Genomic DNA, 18,346 nt, shown 5'->3' with positions numbered 1-18,346 from the left:
AGAAAATCGGTAAAAATAGTTATTTCTTTAGCTTAATCGCGATCTTGTCTGAGGTCAAAAAAATAGGGACCTGCAGTTTACCGTGCAGCCTCATAAGCATACGTAGTTATATAAAAATTTTATTATTGAACAAAGCCGACGGCTTGGCCCATTTTGATGACGGTTTCTTTGCCAGCTAAAGAGCGTTCTACGATAATAGGGTCTATAGTAAAGATGTTTTTCTTAAACAGCACAATAACTGTCGAGCCCCCAAACTCAAAGTATCCCATTTCATCACCTTTATTATGCTCTGCGCCCGGAGTATACGTTTCTCCCATGCGCCCGACAAATAATGCCCCGACCGGAACAATAATGCATTCTTCTTGAGTTGTTGCATGAGCATTATAGGTAAGTTTGATTAATCTGCGTTCATTTTCTAGTAATGGGTTAATGCCATTGATATAAGCAAGTGGGTGTACGGATTGATAATTTCCCTTAATACGTACGGCTGCTTCTGCAGTCCCCGTTACAGGAAAGTGAAAGCGGTGATAATCACCCGGAGCCAATCTGAAGATAAGGAGCGTGCCGCCCGTGTAGGCTTCTGCTAATTTTTTATCCCCTAAGAATTTTTCTAGATCAAATTGTGTGCCTTTAATCGTAAAAGAGCTCTTTGCAGCAGTTGTACCTATATTTTCGATACAGGTTACGGCGGAATCTGCGGGAGAAACTAACGGAGCTGTACTTATTATGCGGACGCCGCTCTTTATTTTTCGTTTAAAAAAGTCGTTTAGAGTCACAAATTCGTTCGTTTTTTGGCTATAATCAGCCATATTTATATGATATTTTTTGATAAATGAGGGAATGAGGTATTTGCTCAGGCGGGAATCCGCAAAAAAACCGGCTGCAGCACTGGGGTATTTTTTGGTTATTATTGAACAGACGATTTTCCCTATTGAATTGCCGTATAAAAACCCCACCGCTTTATTGTCGTCAGCTATGACGTCCAGGGATTTAGGGTCTAATTGAGCCAAATCACTGTGAAAGATTTCTTTTGACATACGTAAACTACTAAAACTTATTTTATTAGTGTAATTAAAGGCTTTTTTGATGTTTTTCATGAGGGCGTTAAAGTGTCCCGCTGGCACATCCGCCTTGGTGCTCATCATAGCACAGACACTAAAAAAAACGAGTAGTGCGTGTATTATTTTTTGTTTCATAAAGCCCCTGTATCTAATATGTGCTGTGTAAATAGTATGCAATTTGTATAAAAAAAGTCAAGTATGAATTCTGTTTTTGTATTAAAAATTGACAAATAATTATTATTTGTTACGCTAGTAATACTACAAAAGTATAATATTATTAACATTTAATGGAGGTTTTATGAAACGTTTATTACCAGCAATAATGCTGTTATCTGTCATTACTGCGCAAGCAGGGGTATTAGAAGATTTTGGACAAAAATTACGAGGAACATGCGCCTATATGCCTTTTCAGAAGCATGTATTAGGTCGTATTGATCAATTTGAAGGCTTTTTAGGTCAGTCTAGTCAATATAAAGATTTGGCTCTGTTGCGCTTGAAGTATAAAACTTATAATGCACTAGCTGAAAAAGCACCGTTCTTTGGAAAAATATTTGGTTGGTTTGTATCGTCAGATAAACAGCAAGAGATTGCGCATCTCAGCGAAAGAGTTAAAATAACTGCTCAATTAGTACGACCTGATCAAAAAATTTCTCTGTTTTGGTTGGTAGATTTGATTGCCAAGGCTAATGTCAAAGAAATACTAAAAGATAAAAAAGCAGCACGTGATGCCGCCGAAAAGGTAGCAATAGCAGCAGAAGTAGTTCTGTCGGGCGATGCCTCAGGCGCTATCAATGCAGCAGCAGAAGAGTTTTGCAAGATTGATGTAGGTTGCACAGAATGCAAAAATCTTAAGGATAACCTTAAAGCTATTGCAACAATGCAAACGTTTTTGAATCATCAAAAATAATCTTATTTTTTGCAATATAAATATACAGGGCTGTTTGGTGACCATGTCATCGGCAGCCTGTATTCTTTAACCAGTATAAAGAGATCATTCTTTGGTAATTTTTGTAGTGTTACAACGCGGAGGCCTTTTTTATGATGGGCAAGTACGCGCATGATTTTTTGCATAAGTTCTTGCGAAAAACATGTAGAGCACATAAAAATTACCGTCGCATCTTTGAGCGATACTTCTGTTATATTTTTATTTTCGAATGCTATCTTTTTATATTTGGATAGTTTGTGATCTTTTTTAATCTGTTTTGCTATTTTACGCGCGGTGTTATGGCGGGTGGTGGAAAGTTCTACGCCAACTATTTTTTTTGCGGGAGTTGTCAGCGCGACCTGGACTGCCAATTTACCGATTCCCGATCCAAGATCATAAAAAATATCATATGATGCTAATTTTAAATCTTCTAATAATTCTTGCGCTGCTTCATACGTTATTTCCCCATAAGTCGGCGCCCCGCCCTTGCGGGTAATATATAATACTTCGTCGCTGGGAATGCCAAATCCTGTTACTTGTGCATACAAATGTGCGATATATTGTTTATTGTTTTTTGTTTCTGGTGCTTTGCTTTTGCCGAGCATTGATATGCTTGATAATAAAAATATAATTACTGTGGTTTTTTGTTTAAATAACATACAGCCCCTTTTGTGTTGTGTATTGCTTGGTTTATTTAATAATAACAGCACGTGTTATTGCAATGTTTTTGCAAGACATTGCGCAATGCGTAGGTCTAATCCAGGTAGCGTCGGTGCGATTTTTTGTAAGCGCCTGTACAGCCCAAGCGCAGCTTGATAGTTATCGAGAGCCAATAATGTCTCTGCATAATTATAGAGTATTTTAATATCATGCGGCTTGTGAGAAAGTAATGTTTTAAAAATAGGTAAAGCCTGTTGATAATCATGTTTGAGATAATAGGCATTTGCCAGATGAAATTGTGCTTCGAATGAGTGTGGGTTTATTGCCAACGTTTTGCTGTAAGCAAAAATAGCATCATCAAATTTGTTAAGCATCAGGCTTGTCATGCCAAAAGCATTAAAGCCCAGTTCATTATCAAAGTCAGCTTCTAGGCACGCACTTTTTGCCGATAGCCAGGCGTCTTCTACGCGGTCTAGCATAAGATAAATACGTGTTTTATTAAAATATGCTTTGCCATAATGGGGACGCAAGTATATCGCTTTATCGAGAGCATCAAGCGCGTCATTGTAGTTGTGCTTTTGCATGAGAAAAGATGCTAAATTATTGTACGCTTCTGGATAATATGGTTGTAGCATAATGCACTGTTTTATGGCGTGAATTGCGCTATCAAGTTGTCCTAAAGAAGAGTGTGCAAATGCTTTATTATTTAATGCATCAGGATAACGATAATCAAGATCGAGAGCTTTTTCAAAATACGAGAGTGCGGCCTCGTGCTTGTTTTGATGCGATAGTGCAACGCCGTAATTATTGTATGCGCGCGCTTTTTTTGGTGCATGTTTGATAATATCGAGCCAAAAGGCTTCTTCAGAGCTCCAAACTGTATTTCGTTGGTAGGTGAGATAGCCCAAAATAAGTATTAAAAAAATATATATATAATTTTTAAATTTTGAGCGTTTGCATACAGCAACAACTATGGCGGCTAGTATAATAAAAATCCCAAAAGAGGCCGTGTACGTTTTGTAATCGGCAATTAATTCAGTTGATGGAATAATGCTTGCTCTTGGCAACAGAGCAATAAAAAACCAGATATAGCAAAAGCTGATAACATCGGTTGTGTCTCGATACAGTCGTGATGCAATATATATAAGCGAACAAAAGAGAAGCGTGAACGGTAACCAGCAATCTAACGCAAAAATATTTCTACACAACATCCAGTCATAATCGACACTCATAGTGAACGGCCAGAAAAATAAAGCTATGTAGTGTAAAATAACTTTTGCTTGCGATATGCAAAAGTTATATGGGGTAATGGTGTCTTGGCTATTATGTGTTAAAACATTGCCGATATTATTAGCAACTTCTGTACGAAAACCAAGAATATTTAAAAAAAATTGTGGCTTTAAAAAGTATATATATATCCCGATAACGCAGCATGTTATGAGGCAGTGAATGGGTAGTCTACGCTTAAAAGATTTTAGATCGCCTTGAGCGACAAAAAACCAGTCGATTATTATCAACAATAAGGGTGCAATAATTGATATTTCTTTAGTGCCGCATGCTAAAAAAGTGCAGAGGGCAAGAGAAAGCCATGCGCTGTATTGTATGTATGTTGTATAAGGACCAGTTGCGATCAAAAAACTTAACACCATGCTCATGATAAATAGTCCTGAAAGGCCTTCTAATTGCCCCTGAATTACATACGACACTGTTTGTGTTTGAAGAGGATGTAGCAAAAAGAGAGCTGATGTGAAAAATGCCAATATATATGCGTGCTCAGAAAAAAAATTTTTTGTGCGCATTCTGGTGAATAGCGCATGCGTGACAAAAAAAACAAGTGCGCCGGTTATGCAATGAAAAAAAAGGTTGCCGCAGCGATATATAAATGGATCAAAGCTGGCTACGGAATAATAAAAGCCGTTGAGCCAATACGATATCCAGCGAGAATTTTTTAAAAAAATTTCTCTAAATACCATATGCCTGATTGGATAAAATTTTGTGATATTATCTAGATCATCAAATTGAAATCCAAACCATACAGAAGGGTAATAAAAGATGCAGGTTATTGTGGTAAGCAATAGGGGTGTGATCGCGTAATATAGCGTATGTATGCGTTTTTTTATCATAACGTACTCTCTTGTGTTAAGTTGACCATACTTTTATTTTTTCTTAAACTGATAAAAGTAGTTTATACATTATATACAAGGGCACCAGCCCAATTTTCGACTTAGTTTTTAATATGATCAATCTCAATACTATAGAATCAATCGTTACGTCAATGGCTCTCGTGTTCGCCTATTTTTTTTCTACAACCGTGTCCGGCGCTTCGCAGGCATTATTCGCAGATAAAATGGGGGATAGTACGGCAAAGGATGCTGGTTTGCTTTCGCTTAATCCATTGGATCATATAGATGCCATCGGTCTAGGCCTCATTGTCTTTTTGGGATTTGGATGGGGACGGCAAATTCCTATTGATCCCTACGCAATTAAATCACCCTATCGTATGCTGCGCTTAATATGTGTTTATTTTTTCGAAACGTTTATTAGTTTGGTTTTGGCCTTTATATCACTATTTACGCTGGTTGTTTTTTTTGAAGCTCGGGCATTGGAATGCGCATTTCATATGTTTTTTTCTGGGCATATTCCGCTTAAATATTTTACAGACACATTTCCTCATTATCCTTCATGGATGGTTGTTTCCGCCTTTTTGTTAATGGCGGTTGTATTTTTTAATGTTTTTATTGCGTCGTTAAGTTTTATTCTTAATGCTTTTAGGTACGCTCTTGTGATTGGTTTTGAAAAAAAATATGACTATATGCAGTATGCAGATTATTTTATGCTGTTGGGGCCTATGATAATGTTTTTCTTTTTTGCAGATTTCTTAAGAGCTCTTTTTTTGAGTATCATTGTACACAGTGCTTATATGTTAGCCATTTGGTAAAGGATAGTTATGCAAGAAAATTCTTATGCTTCGCTCTGCGCGGGTGCCGTGCAGGTTTTGCCAAAAAATGAGCTTATTAAAAAACTTGATAGTCGTAAAAAATTAATTATTAAATTAGGCGCAGATCCAACGTCACCAGATCTTCATTTGGGTCATACTATTGTGCTTTCAAAAATGAGACAGTTTCAAGATCTTGGACATACCATTATTTTTCTTATTGGGGATTTTACCGCCCGCATAGGCGATCCTACGGGCAGGTCAAAGACTCGTCCGCCATTAACTGAAGAAGTTATTAAGCACAATATACAGACTTATATTCAGCAAGTGGGAAAAGTTTTAGATCTTAATAAAATTGTTATTAGATATAATTCTGAGTGGCTTGATACTTTAAGTAGCCGTGACTGGATTAGATTGTGTTCACACGTTACTCTGGCGCGTATTATAGAGCGAGAAGATTTTGCAAATAGATTAGAGAGCCAGCAAACTATTAGCTTCCATGAATTATTATACCCGCTCTTGCAGGCGTATGATTCGGTTGAATTGAAAGCAGATGTAGAGTTGGGCGGCACGGACCAAACGTTTAATATTATTATGGGGCGGCATTTGCAGGAGCAATACGGCCAAGAGCCGCAGGTCATCATGACGTTGCCTATTTTGCCAGGCCTTGACGGTGTGCAAAAAATGTCAAAATCTTTGGGCAATACCATTGGATTGACAGAAGCGGCAGACCAGGCGTATGGGAAAGTTATGTCTATATCTGATGATCTTATGTGGGTTTATTACGAACTTTTATTGGGTAAGACGGTATCAGAAGTTGCCTTCTTAAAACAGCAAGTGCAAGCAGCAGCTGCGCACCCGATGCAGCTTAAAAAAGCACTTTCTCATGCTATTATTGCCAAATTTTGGTCTATGCAAGAAGCTGATGCGGCACAACAGACGTTTGAGCATTTATTTCAAAAACGTGATTTTGAGCATGCTCAGCAGGTAACGCTTCCTATCGGTACAAAAAACCCAGTGTCTATTGTAGAGTTACTCAAAATATTGAATCCAGAGGCAAGCTCATCAGAGTTGCGTCGGCTTATTGAGGCGCGTGCTGTTACTATTGATGGAATAAAAATTGTCGATATTAAGGCTCTGGTGCAGTGGCAAACTGGAATGAATATTAAAATAGGCAAGCATAAATTTTATACGCTCTCCTAACCTTTAATTTTTTATTATAAGTTTATAGTTCATATTAATATGTTTTTAATAGCATATATTTTTCTATATATTCAAGATTTGTAATAATTATTATGTATTTTTTGAAAAAATACAGCTAAAAAAAGCTAAATATGAATTTTCTAAGAAATTATTGTTTTATTATATAACTCTTGGATAGAATCAGGCATAGGGATAAAGTTATTAGGGGAATACCTCACGAGAGGTCCAAAGGGGGAGTTGTTATGAAATCGGCCACACAATTTCTACAAGATTCTATGCCACAGGTGCTCCCGGTTATACCTACCATGGATGTTGTTGTTTTTCCGCACATGATTGTACCGTTATTAGTCCTTGATGAGCGTATTATTAAGGGTATTAATGTTGCATTAGATGATCAGTCAAAGAAAATACTTCTTTTGGCATCGCATAAAGAGTCTGTAAATCATCAGGGAGCTATTGGGACCAAAGATCTGTATTCTGTTGGAACAGTTGCTACGGTTATGAGACTTATTAAGATCCCAGAAGGTGGTGTCAAAATTCTTGTTCAAGGATTGTGTAAGGCAGAGGTCGAATTGCTTTCTGCTGATGCGGATATTTTAACGGCGACCATTCGGTATATACCGTCAGACAGTGATTATCAATCAGAAGAAATGTCTGCTCATATAAAAAACATTAAAGCATTGGCAGAAAAAATGGCTATTTCTGGGCAATCGTTGAGCCCTGATTTTCATTTAATTATTTCTAAGATGCACGATCCAGAAAAAATAGCAGATTTTATTTTATCGCATTTAAATCTCTCGGTAGAACAGTCACAACAGCTGTTGGAGTGCGCAACCTATGAACAGTTCTTAGATGGGCTGTATAAGCATTTATCTAAAGAAATTGAGCTTGCAGAGGTGCAGGAGCGCATTAAAAATCGTGCGCGTGATTCTATGAATAAGGCTCAGAAGGAGTTTTATTTGCGCGAGCAGTTGCGTCAAATTAAAAAAGAGCTGGGCGAAGACGATAATGATGATCTTGATAAAATACGACAAAAGATTACTGAAATTGCATTGTCAGAAGAAGCAACCGTTGAAATTAACCGTCAGGTTAATAGATTAGAAAAAACATCGCCGGACTCTATGGAAGCGGCCGTTATTCGTAATTATATAGAATGGGTCTTGGCTCTACCATGGGGGGTAGAGACGACAGACAATCTTGATTTAGAGCATGCTCGACGCGTTTTGGATGAAGATCATTATGGTCTTAAAGAAATAAAAGAAAGAATTTTAGATTTTATATCAATTCGCTCACTTAAAAAAGATGGCTATGCGCCTATTTTATGCTTTGCAGGTCCTCCAGGGACCGGTAAAACATCATTAGGTAAGTCAATAGCGCGTAGCTTGGGTAGAGAGTATTTTAGGATATCATTGGGCGGTGTAAAAGACGAGGCAGAAATTCGTGGACATCGCAGAACGTATGTTGGAGCAATGCCTGGTAGATTTATTCAAGGACTTCGTAAAGCAGGCTCTTCTAATCCGGTTATTATTATTGATGAGCTTGATAAAATAGGGGCGGATTTTAGGGGTGATCCTTCAGCCGCTATGTTAGAAATACTTGATCCGCAACAAAACAAAACATTTTATGATAATTATATTGGTATCCCATTCGATATGTCTAAAGTTATTTTTATAGCAACAGCGAATAATGCTGATATGCTTTCTGAGCCGCTCAGAGATCGTATGGAAGTTATTCAATTGTCGGGGTATATAGCTGAAGAAAAAATACGCATCGCAGAGCAACATCTTATTCCAAAAGCTTTTGCTGAGTGTGGGTTGACTGACCATGCATTGTCTATTGATAGATCTGTTATTAATGAAATTGTAGTTAATTATACGCGTGAGGCAGGTGTTCGAGAAATTGAACGTGTCATCAAAAAATTATGTGCAAAGGCCGCGCGAGCGATTGTTGAAGAAAATAAAATTATTACGTTTACTCCCGAAAGCCTAGAAACATATCTTGGCCCACAGCGTTTTTTGAGTGAAGATCCGTGCCATGAACATTTAGTTGGTATCACTAACGGGCTTGCATGGACAGTATATGGTGGAGAGATGATAAAAATTGAGGCGATGATTATGCCCGGTAAAGGCTTATTGATGTTAACGGGACAGCTTGGTGATGTTATGAAGGAGTCAGCCCAAGCCGCATTGAGTTACGCTCGTGCGCATCATACAGAATTTAATATTGACCCATCTATGTTTACGGCGTACGACTTACATATACACGTTCCTAGTGGCGGTATACCAAAAGATGGACCATCAGCCGGCGTAACTATGTTGAGTTCTATTTTGTCAGCCTTGACCTCTAGACCTATCAATGCTCATTACGCAATGACGGGTGAAATTAATTTGCGTGGTAATGTTATGCCGATTGGTGGCGTTAAAGAAAAAATTTTGGCTGCATTGCGCAATCAAGTAACGCATATTATATTGCCGCATAAAAACAAAAAAGACATAATAGGGCTTGATGATCTGATAAAGGGAATAGAACTTATTTGGGTTAAGCATGCTGATGAGGTATTACATCATGTTTTAATGCCAGGTGGCAATGAAAAAGTAAAAAGTGTTGCATAAAGTTTGAAATACAAACTCAGGAAGCATATACTTAAAAAAAATGCCATACGTCATTGGGTATAGGAACTTCATGAGTGATATTTCAAATAACACAGGTACTATTTTACGCGTCAGTGGGACTATTATCGACGTTGAGTTTAATCGCGATACGGTTCCAGCAATTTATAATGAACTTAAGATTTTGATTCCCATGCAAGGGCAAGCTGCTCAAAAAATGGCAAGCATTGAAGTTGAGCAGCAATTAGGGGATGGCGTTGTACGCTGTATAGCCTTAGAAAATATTTTTGGAGTTTCTCGTGGGCTTAAAGTTATTGATACCGGTGGCCCTATTAAGGTACCAGTAGGTCCTCAGACTTTAGGAAGAATTTTTGATGTATTAGGCCGTACTATTGATGAGTTGCCGACATTTGTTGCAGCAGAGCGATTGCCTATACACAGGGATGCTCCCGCATTTATAGATCAAAAAATTGAAAATGAGATACAAGAAACGGGCATTAAAGTTATTGATCTTATGTGCCCCTACCTTAAGGGATCAAAGATAGGTCTTTTTGGTGGAGCAGGGGTTGGTAAAACCATTCTCGTTACAGAGCTTATTAGAAATATTGCAATAGAGCATCAAGGGGTTTCCGTCTTTACGGGTGTTGGTGAGCGCACAAGAGAAGGTAACGAGTTGTGGCTGGACATGAAGCGATTCGACGTTCTCGATAAAGCTGTTTTGGTATTTGGCCAAATGGGTGAAATGCCAGGAGCGCGATTACGCATTGGGCTCACTGGTTTGACCATGGCAGAATACTTTAGAGATCATGAAAAAAAAGATGTCCTTTTGTTTGTTGATAATATTTTTAGGCTTGTACAAGCAGGCTCAGAGGTTTCGGCACTCCTTGGTCGGATGCCCTCTGCTGTTGGGTATCAGCCTACTCTTGCTTCAGAAATGGGTGCATTCCAGGAGCGTATTACTAATACGGTTAACGGCGCTATAACATCTATTCAGGCCGTGTATGTACCCGCAGATGATATAACAGATCCTGCGCCGGCAACAACATTTATGCATTTAGATGCAAGCACGGTGCTGTCGCGTAAATTGGTGGCATTGGGATTATATCCGGCAATCGATCCGTTAGAGTCAAATTCAAAAGGACTCGCGCGCTCTATTGTTGGATCAGATCACTACGAGGTTGCACGAGCAGTACAATCTATTTTACAACGCTATAAAGAACTTCAGGATATTATTGCAATTCTTGGGATGGATGAATTATCGCAGGAAGATAAAAAAATTGTTAATCGTGCAAAGCGTATACAAAAGTTTTTGACGCAGCCTCTTTTCACGGCAGAATTTGCCAGTGGCGTTCCGGGTAGATATGTCAAAATAGAAAAAACGGTTGCTGATTTTAAACGTATTATTAGCGGTGAAGTTGATCATCTTCCTGAGCAGGCATTTTATATGGTAGGTCAATTGGAAGAAGTTTTTGAAAAAGCAGAAAAATTAACTCGAGAACTTGTGTGAATTTTATTATTAAAATTATTCGTCCCATGGAATCTCATGAGTATAATGTTCAGTGGATAGAGCTTCAGACGCCTTCTGGGAGCATGATTATTCAGTATGGGCATGTTCCATATATTACTCTCTTACCTGCTCAAAGCATTAATATGTATACGGCTGCGCGTGTTTTTGAGGCAGTTGCTATGCAGGGTGGTCTTGCGAAAATAGAACGAGATAGTGTTACGATTATTTGTCATGAATAAGAATAATAATAATCACAAGGCCATTATTGGCATGATTACATCAGGATCTTTGGTTGAAGGTTTTGTCATGCGCATGAGCTCGCATGTATCATTAGAAGAAATTAAAGCTGGTAAATTTGTATGCATTATGGGGACGCAGCATAGGTTTTTTTCATTAATCACTGATTTAACGTTAGAAGTTTCTCATCCAGATATTTTATTATTTCCGCCAACAGACCAAGAAACTTTATTGCAGGATATTGTTAAAAATACTGGCATGTATGTTACAGCGCGGCTTAAACCTTTATTGATGCTGACGTATGATAATAAGCCTATGCCTGTTAAAACTATTCCGAGCCATTTTGCTCCGGTAAGTCAGGCGCTTGAAGCAGATATTGCATCAATCTTTGGCGATGAGCGGGAGCCTACAAAAAAGTATTTTAATATCGGGAATCCTTTGGATATGCAGGCTGCGGTTTGCATAGATTTAGAAAAATTAACAGAACGTAGTAATGGCATTTTTGGAAAAACAGGAACGGGTAAAACTTTTTTAACAAGACTTGTACTTGCTGGATTAATAAAACAAGAAAAAGCCGTTAACTTAATTTTTGATATGCACGGTGAATATGGTTTGCAAGCTAGAAAAGAAGGCCATGCTAATCAGTTTGTTAAGGGGCTTAAGACCCTGTTTGATGATAAAGTGGCTATTTTTTCTCTTGATCCTGCATCAACGCGGCGCCGTGGTGGTTCGCCGGATGTTGAGATGTTATTAGATTACGGATCTATTCATGTAGAAGATATTCTCTCTTTGCAAGAAGAGCTTAATCTACATCCAACTGCCTGTGAAGCGGCATATCTTGTAGCAGCTTATTATAAAAAAGATTGGTTAATGGCTCTTTTACAGAGCGGTGATACGCTCAAAGAGTTTGCAGCGCGTGTTGGTGCGCATCCAGAGTCCATTGCTGCTTTGTATCGTAAGTTGAAACATATAGAAAGGTTGCCTTTTTTTGTAAAAGATTTGCCGCGCCAAGAAAATGTTATTGATCGCATGATAGAATATATTGATAACGGGATATCAATTATTATTGAGTTTGGTAATTACACATCAACATTTTGTTACTTATTGCTTGCCAACATTATTACGCGCCGTATTCATGCGCTGTATATTCAAAAAACGGAAAAGTTTTTGGGCAGTCGTGCATTATATGATGAGCCAAAAAAATTAATGATCACTATAGAAGAGGCCCATAAGTTTTTAAATCCACAAACAGCACGCCAAACTATTTTTGGCACTATTGCACGCGAAATGAGAAAATATTACGTTTCGCTTTTGGTGATTGATCAGCGTCCTTCTGGTATAGACCCAGAAATCATGTCTCAAATTGGTACAAAAATTATTGCACAATTACATGATGAAAAAGATATACAGGCTGTTCTTAATGGCGTCAGCAACGCTCATCACTTGCGATCAATTCTCGCTTCTTTAGAAAGCAAAAAACAGGCCATGCTGATTGGACACGCGGTTATGATGCCCATCGTGATAGAAACAAGAAATTATGATGAACAGTTTTATCGCGCTATGCAAGGCGTTGTTCATAAAAATATCAATGAAATAATCCAAGAAATCTTTTAATTAACGTGCTATAATTAATAAAGTTTTGTTTTTTATTACAATAATGTATTAATTATAGGGGTCTTTATGACAAAAAATAATATTCTCTTTATTCTGACGGCGTTTGTATCATTTGCTGCTGTGGGTACAGGCAAAAAATATGGCAAGATGGAGATTGACGAGGATGATAAGTCCAGTATTACTCTTGTCGTTGTTCCTAATACCAATCCATCAACTGCGCCTGCGCATCATGCTTTTATTGGTGAGATTGTCGAGGATATAGCTCAAGCAGCAGAAAAAGTTGCTCTTGCTAAATTGGTAAAGCCTGCTGTTGTTGTTCAGGAGCCGGATGCTCCAAGCGTGTCAGAAGAAGTTCAGCTTGAGTTAAAGGCTTGTTATGGTATAGCAAAGAAATATGAGAAAAATCTTGCACTTGTAGCTACTGCTCGCATTAATGGTCGTAGTTCTGACATTGAAAAAGCGCTTCTTGCCTATAGCCAATATGAAGCTGCTATATATAGTTTTTTTCAATGTAGTGATCTCGCAACCAGGTATAGAGCGGCATTAAAACATACTGCGGGTGAAGATATTGTGCCACATGTTGCTTATAATATTGCTGTAAGGCGTGTCCTTAATAACATGTTAAACAATGGACATGCCCCCTTTAGGTATGGAAAAGAAAGTATTGAAGATTTATATTGTCATATTTTACAAGATACTGATTATTTTGCGGTTAATTTGCATGACCCAAAAATTCTTTCTACAGGCATGGAAAAAGCGCGTTTAGCTGTAATAGAAAAACAGTACAATAAAAAGACTTCCAGCGCGAAAGAAGAATCAAAAAATAATAAGAAACCTGGTTTTATGACTTCGGTAAAGAATGCATTTACAAAGAAAACGCCATCCGAAGCCCAGTCTTTAAAAATTGCAAAGCCTCATTTGACATTGGAGACAACGTCTCAGCAACTCACTAAAAGTCAAAGTTGCATGGAAAAGCCTGATTCATCTTCAGATGAAGAATAATGACTTTATTTAATTAATAGAAATAATTTTATTATAAATATAGCGCGCAATGTGCAGGAGCGATAATAAGCTTCAAATCAGCACATTGCGCGCTATATTCTTGTATAAAAACTTAGAAAATATAAGGTAATATTTTAATATTTTTGCTATAATTACTGTGTTCTTTTATTACAATAATATATTAATACATGAAAGTATGTATGGTAAAAAATATTATGATATGTGTGTTGAGCGGGCTCCTGCCATTTTCTACTATGTGCATGAAAAATGTTAATAGGTATGAAGTTAAGAGAATTGATATCAAGACTCATGAGTTGCGGCAGAAGGTAAAAATTTCTAGCAATAGTAATTATGTCATCCCAGCTGTTTACGCTTTGCAAATGTATGAAACTATTTTAAATAATTTTGTTAATATGAATGATTTATTGCAAGTGTCAGATTACAATGAGTCGATTCATGAAATATTTAATGAAATAGCACAAAATCGGCATAAGCCTTTTAGATTAATACGTAGTGATATTGAACAACAACATGAAAAAATTTCACGACTGCTTGATGAAAATGCGCTCACGGTACTAGTGGGGCAGATCGCGTTTGCCGATATGATACAATCTGCTCAATTAAAATTAATACAACAATGCAAAGGGCCTCTTGTATTATCATCATATTTAAGCAGCTTTCTCACATGTGTGAGTGAAAAACGAACGCAGCGGTCTGAGCGGGTTAATAGTAACGCGATGGCGATCAGCAAGAAGAGTGCTTGGTTAGGTTTTGGCAAAAAACACGAAAATAACATCAAAACCTTATCTACGGATGGTTCCAGATTATCGCAGCTTATTGGTGGCGATGACGTTCGTAGAGCGACTAACATTTCACTTCAAGGTAATTAACTTTTATTAACAAATATAACTGTACTATTGGTTAGCCGCCAGCTCTGCAGAGCAATTAATAATTTTTTAAATCTGCACAGTGCGGGCAGCCTTTATTGCGCGAAAGGTAAGAAAAAAATATTCTAAATTGTTTTTTATTACGATAAATCTATTAATATTAAGAAAGTTTTTATGATTAAAAATATTTTAATGTGTGCTGTGATCAGCATAACGCCTTTTAGTACATTGTGTACGAGGCTGAGTAAAGTTGGTGGACGACCGAGATCAATGGTTATCACAGAAATGCCCGTTATCAAGTTAGAGCCAGCGTCAGAACCTGTTGCCTCTTCTGCATTAGCAACATTGTTATTTGTAGAAGAAGTTATTGTGCCAAAAAAGACATTTGACGCTTCTGAATTTGTGAATGATTTGATTGGAGATGCGATAGATGCGATATATAAAATTGAAGCCAAGCGGAAGATAGCATTGGATGAGAAAGAACTTCCTGAAATGAACGCAATTGTGGCCAAGCATGAGGCGCGCATGGAAGAGGTATCAAATAAACTTGATGATACATTACAGCTTTGGCATGACGCAAAATGCGCTCGTCGGCATAAGGAGTATGCGATAGATGCCTTAAAGAAATATGTGACAGTTGTGCAGAATTTGATTGCTATGAATGAAATGGTAGCGATCCCAAAATTCTCTCAGGAAGAGATTATAAATAATGGAGCCGTTGCAAGAGAAGTGAAAACTGCTGCGGGTTACAGACCTTATGATAAATGGATCCGTAAAGTATTTTGTGAAATATTAGAAAATAAAAATGAGCATTTTAAGATAATACGCGGAGATATCGAAACAGTATATTATACTGTTTGTCTTGCGATGGAGTCTGCGCAGCTTGATGTAAGTTTTTATAAGAGCGAGATTGAGCCCTTCATGAAAAATGCATGCACATTATTATCTGAGGCAGAAACGCAAAACGGTGCTTATGTTTCTGAACAAGAATTATCGAAGAATCAACCTCGTATATCTTTTGGCCAGAAGGTTAAAAACAGAGTTTTAAGATCTCATATGGTGGGTGATGCAAAGATGTCGAAGCATCACAGTTTGCCTAGCACATCAAATATCTCGCTGGTCAGAGATGCAAGCCATTTGTCTGATTCAGCCACTACACAGCTTCTTCGTGATGAAAGTAGTACGTTAGTTGGCTCAGCAAATCAATTGATTACACAAGAAAATAATTAAGTTTAATATTTTATTAAGAAAGTTTTTTTATGATTAAAAATACCATAATGTTTGTTGTAATAACTGCATTACCATTTACTACCATTTGTACCGGATTAACATCAACCAGAAATAGCATCACTGCAGAAGATTCTAAGAATGATGTGCGAAGTGCTAAAGAGCAAGAAAATGCTCGATCGAAGAAGGAGTTTGATGAACGTTGGGCATTGGAAGAATTGCGTTTAAGTACCATTGATCAAAAGAGGGCAAAAGGCGCTCAGCTTTTTGAATGCGTTACTCATCATAAGTCGAGTTCAAAAGACAAGTCTGCTAAAACTGCATTAGCGCTTGTGGATACATATGAAGAAATTTTGATTACTTGCCTTGATATGAATCAAATTTATTTTCCGTATGACCCATCTGATGAATATAGTGCAACCAATCGTTCGCATGTTATGGCTGATGAGCACGTAGCGAGTCTTGTATTTAGCGGCATAGATAACGCTAAGTGTTTAAAAAAAATACGACATGATATAGAGCAAATTTTGATCAGTAAGCCAGCTTTTCAGTATGATGCGCAAGTAAATAAAACCAATCTTGTTACCCTTATAAGCAAAATAAGAACAACATTATTATTGCGTGAAGGTTATGTTTTTCATGACGGTAGCGTAACAAAAATAAAGGCTAATAAAAGGCCTAAGAGCATGGCGCCAGTTGTGACGCTTGCGGGCATCGATAACCAATAAGTTTAATTAAGGCTTTATAATTGGGTGGTGCCGATCGGCACCACCCAGAAAAGTATCAGAAAGTTTTTATGATAAAAAATAATATAGTATTTTTCGTGTTGAGCAGTATCCCATTTGCTGCTTTGTGTACCGGAGCTGTTAAAAGAAGAAGCATTAGCGATGTAGGGACGGCTACTCAGCAACAATTGCACGATGATTTTGCTACTAAGCGTAACTCATCAGAAATATTTGATGCTTCAATTCAAGATTTGGCGTATGGTCTTAGGTTGCAGAGAGATAAGAAAAATGATGAGGCTAAACAAGCAACTCAAAAAAAAGAAGAAGACGATAACAAAATTAAGCGCGAGAGGAAACAAAGTATAGATGATCTTTGGAAAAGTACTTTCGCAAGATCAATCGATATTGTTAAGTCTAAGCGTTTTAATAAGAAGAATAGTATTATTGAAGCTATTAATGCTTTGAGCGCTTTAGAAGTGGTTTTGACAACCGCGCTTAAAGAAGTTGTAGATGATTGCCGTGTGGATTTAACGAGATACATGTTTAATGGCATGAAAGAAAACCCACTGTTTAAGGATATACAAACTGATCTTGGTGGGGTTTATTCTATACTGCATCCAGAACTGTATGATCCAGCAGAATTTGATCCAGCTTGCTTTATCGTTGCGGCTCGTGAGAAGTTGATGAGAGATCTTGAAGACGTTAAAAAAGCTGAATTGGCTGCTGAAAATACATCTAAAAAAAATAAATTTAAAACTATTTCATATAAACCAAAACATAAGTGTGCGCCGCCGGTTTTGAGCCTGAGTAAGACCCTGTAGGTTTATTTAAGCCGTAAAAAGATGTATGCTCAAAAGAATAGTATTATTTTTTTATGAGTGAGTTGATCGTATGATAAACAAGAGCAATTTAATGACCACAACCCTGACAACGCCTTATATGTATTATAATGCGGCGCCGGGTTTAACAGCAGAAGCTGATGTTTTGTTTAAAAAAGGGCAGGAGCATTTTGATAAACAAGAAATTAAGGAAGCGCTGGAATGCTATAAAAAAGCACTAGAAACGAGCCCGGACTCTTCACATATTTTATGTAACTTGGGGGCCTTGTTGGCAGCTCAGGGGTCATTTAATGAAGCCATAAAGGTTTTAAAAAGAGCTCTTGAAGTTGACGAAAAAAGCGCTGCCGCGGCATACAACCTGGGTACGCTTTTTGTATCAAACGGGCTTGTTCAGCCGGCGCAAGAATTTTTGGAAAAAGCTTATGCTATTGATCCATTGAGTGCTCCGATTAGTAATAATTTGGGTATCTTATATTTGCATATGCATGATTTTGAAAAAGCGCAAAATTATTTTGAAGAAACAATCAAAAAACATGCAGATTTTGATTATGCTTATCATAATTTGGGGACGCTGGCATATGACCAAGATAAGCTTGATGAGGCTATTGCATGGTTTAATAAAGCGCTAGAAATAAGCAAACATAATTATGCTACGTATAATGATCTTGGGTGCGCATATTTTTTGATGGAAGATACGGAAAAAGCGCTTGATATGATAAAAAAGGCTATAGAGCTTAATCCGCACTATAGAATGCCGTATTATAATCTGGGCTTTATCGTATTTAACAAAAATTTGCTGACGCATACGCATTAATAGTTTTGCCATCCCATTACTTTGATCGAATGGGATGGATTATTGACAAATTACCTATAACTATTAAAATTAAAGCCTAACTTTCTAGTCTTATCGTGCCG

The 18,346-nt window shown here is 37.5% G+C and carries 16 protein-coding genes; 13 read left to right on the top strand and 3 right to left on the bottom strand.

What is annotated here, in order from left to right:
• Window positions 1-122: 122 nt before the first annotated feature.
• Window positions 123-1,196, bottom strand: a complete 1,074-nt coding sequence (locus tag WC707_04450; protein MFA6066400.1) for a phosphatidylserine decarboxylase — start codon at window positions 1,194-1,196, stop codon at window positions 123-125.
• A 163-nt stretch (window positions 1,197-1,359) separates the two neighbouring features.
• Here WC707_04450 and WC707_04445 point away from each other — a divergent pair, with 163 nt between their 5' ends.
• Complete coding sequence (locus WC707_04445) at window positions 1,360-1,968, top strand: hypothetical protein (protein ID MFA6066399.1); 609 nt, start codon at window positions 1,360-1,362, stop codon at window positions 1,966-1,968.
• A 2-nt stretch (window positions 1,969-1,970) separates the two neighbouring features.
• On the opposite strand, the gene WC707_04440 is transcribed toward WC707_04445, so the two are convergent.
• Together WC707_04440 and WC707_04435 are read right to left on the bottom strand one after the other, a co-directional pair.
• Window positions 1,971-2,645 carry a hypothetical protein gene (locus tag WC707_04440; protein ID MFA6066398.1) on the bottom strand — a complete coding sequence of 225 codons (675 nt, stop codon included), beginning with the start codon at window positions 2,643-2,645 and terminating at the stop codon, window positions 1,971-1,973.
• A gap of 54 nt (window positions 2,646-2,699) precedes the next feature.
• Window positions 2,700-4,769, bottom strand: a complete 2,070-nt coding sequence (locus tag WC707_04435; protein MFA6066397.1) for a tetratricopeptide repeat protein — start codon at window positions 4,767-4,769, stop codon at window positions 2,700-2,702.
• A gap of 113 nt (window positions 4,770-4,882) precedes the next feature.
• Here WC707_04435 and WC707_04430 point away from each other — a divergent pair, with 113 nt between their 5' ends.
• The 12 genes from WC707_04430 to WC707_04375 all read left to right on the top strand — a co-directional run bounded on the left by WC707_04430 (window position 4,883) and on the right by WC707_04375 (window position 18,245).
• Entirely contained in the window at window positions 4,883-5,584 is a 702-nt protein-coding gene (locus tag WC707_04430; GenBank protein MFA6066396.1) for a hypothetical protein, read from the top strand.
• Window positions 5,585-5,593: 9 nt separating this feature from the next.
• Window positions 5,594-6,784, top strand: coding sequence for a tyrosine--tRNA ligase (gene tyrS, locus WC707_04425; protein ID MFA6066395.1), 1,191 nt, complete (start codon window positions 5,594-5,596; stop codon window positions 6,782-6,784).
• A 242-nt stretch (window positions 6,785-7,026) separates the two neighbouring features.
• Complete coding sequence (gene lon / locus WC707_04420; protein MFA6066394.1) at window positions 7,027-9,396, top strand: endopeptidase La; 2,370 nt, start codon at window positions 7,027-7,029, stop codon at window positions 9,394-9,396.
• Between the two features lie 70 nt (window positions 9,397-9,466).
• The gene (gene atpD, locus WC707_04415; protein ID MFA6066393.1) at window positions 9,467-10,900 is read left to right on the top strand and encodes a F0F1 ATP synthase subunit beta; all 1,434 of its coding nucleotides are present in this window, start codon (window positions 9,467-9,469) and stop codon (window positions 10,898-10,900) included.
• Window positions 10,897-11,139, top strand: a complete 243-nt coding sequence (locus WC707_04410) for a hypothetical protein (protein MFA6066392.1) — start codon at window positions 10,897-10,899, stop codon at window positions 11,137-11,139. Before atpD ends, WC707_04410 begins: the two co-directional genes overlap by 4 nt.
• Window positions 11,132-12,751, top strand: coding sequence for an ATP-binding protein (locus tag WC707_04405; protein MFA6066391.1), 1,620 nt, complete (start codon window positions 11,132-11,134; stop codon window positions 12,749-12,751). The genes WC707_04410 and WC707_04405 overlap by 8 nt, the downstream gene beginning before the upstream one ends.
• 66 nt (window positions 12,752-12,817) lie before the next feature.
• Window positions 12,818-13,753, top strand: a complete 936-nt coding sequence (locus tag WC707_04400) for a hypothetical protein (GenBank protein ID MFA6066390.1) — start codon at window positions 12,818-12,820, stop codon at window positions 13,751-13,753.
• 200 nt (window positions 13,754-13,953) lie between these two features.
• Window positions 13,954-14,643, top strand: coding sequence for a hypothetical protein (locus WC707_04395; protein MFA6066389.1), 690 nt, complete (start codon window positions 13,954-13,956; stop codon window positions 14,641-14,643).
• Between the two features lie 171 nt (window positions 14,644-14,814).
• A complete protein-coding gene (locus tag WC707_04390) occupies window positions 14,815-15,870 on the top strand; it encodes a hypothetical protein (protein ID MFA6066388.1) in 1,056 nt (351 codons plus the stop codon).
• 29 nt (window positions 15,871-15,899) lie between these two features.
• The gene (locus WC707_04385) at window positions 15,900-16,595 is read left to right on the top strand and encodes a hypothetical protein (protein MFA6066387.1); all 696 of its coding nucleotides are present in this window, start codon (window positions 15,900-15,902) and stop codon (window positions 16,593-16,595) included.
• Between the two features lie 68 nt (window positions 16,596-16,663).
• Window positions 16,664-17,413 (top strand): hypothetical protein, encoded by a 750-nt coding sequence (locus WC707_04380; GenBank protein ID MFA6066386.1) that lies wholly within the window; start codon window positions 16,664-16,666, stop codon window positions 17,411-17,413.
• Window positions 17,414-17,504: 91 nt separating this feature from the next.
• Window positions 17,505-18,245, top strand: a complete 741-nt coding sequence (locus tag WC707_04375; GenBank protein MFA6066385.1) for a tetratricopeptide repeat protein — start codon at window positions 17,505-17,507, stop codon at window positions 18,243-18,245.
• Window positions 18,246-18,346 lie beyond the last annotated feature (101 nt).

The organism is Candidatus Babeliaceae bacterium (assembly GCA_041660765.1).
Taxonomy (GTDB): Bacteria; Babelota; Babeliae; order Babelales; family Babelaceae; genus JBAZVR01.
This window is presented reverse-complemented; position numbering and strand designations above follow the sequence as displayed.

Bases quoted from the DNA above. Each gene is read 5' to 3' on its own strand.
- tyrS (MFA6066395.1), top strand. From the start codon at position 5,594: ATGCAAGAAAATTCTTATGCTTCGCTCTGCGCGGGTGCCGTGCAGGTT.
- WC707_04430 (MFA6066396.1), top strand. From the start codon at position 4,883: ATGATCAATCTCAATACTATAGAATCAATCGTTACGTCAATGGCTCTC.
- lon (MFA6066394.1), top strand. From the start codon at position 7,027: ATGAAATCGGCCACACAATTTCTACAAGATTCTATGCCACAGGTGCTC.
- WC707_04395 (MFA6066389.1), top strand. From the start codon at position 13,954: ATGGTAAAAAATATTATGATATGTGTGTTGAGCGGGCTCCTGCCATTT.
- WC707_04445 (MFA6066399.1), top strand. From the start codon at position 1,360: ATGAAACGTTTATTACCAGCAATAATGCTGTTATCTGTCATTACTGCG.
- WC707_04380 (MFA6066386.1), top strand. From the start codon at position 16,664: ATGATAAAAAATAATATAGTATTTTTCGTGTTGAGCAGTATCCCATTT.
- WC707_04385 (MFA6066387.1), top strand. From the start codon at position 15,900: ATGATTAAAAATACCATAATGTTTGTTGTAATAACTGCATTACCATTT.
- WC707_04390 (MFA6066388.1), top strand. From the start codon at position 14,815: ATGATTAAAAATATTTTAATGTGTGCTGTGATCAGCATAACGCCTTTT.
- WC707_04450 (MFA6066400.1), bottom strand. From the start codon at position 1,196: ATGAAACAAAAAATAATACACGCACTACTCGTTTTTTTTAGTGTCTGT.
- WC707_04405 (MFA6066391.1), top strand. From the start codon at position 11,132: ATGAATAAGAATAATAATAATCACAAGGCCATTATTGGCATGATTACA.
- atpD (MFA6066393.1), top strand. From the start codon at position 9,467: ATGAGTGATATTTCAAATAACACAGGTACTATTTTACGCGTCAGTGGG.
- WC707_04440 (MFA6066398.1), bottom strand. From the start codon at position 2,645: ATGTTATTTAAACAAAAAACCACAGTAATTATATTTTTATTATCAAGC.
- WC707_04435 (MFA6066397.1), bottom strand. From the start codon at position 4,769: ATGATAAAAAAACGCATACATACGCTATATTACGCGATCACACCCCTA.
- WC707_04400 (MFA6066390.1), top strand. From the start codon at position 12,818: ATGACAAAAAATAATATTCTCTTTATTCTGACGGCGTTTGTATCATTT.
- WC707_04375 (MFA6066385.1), top strand. From the start codon at position 17,505: ATGACCACAACCCTGACAACGCCTTATATGTATTATAATGCGGCGCCG.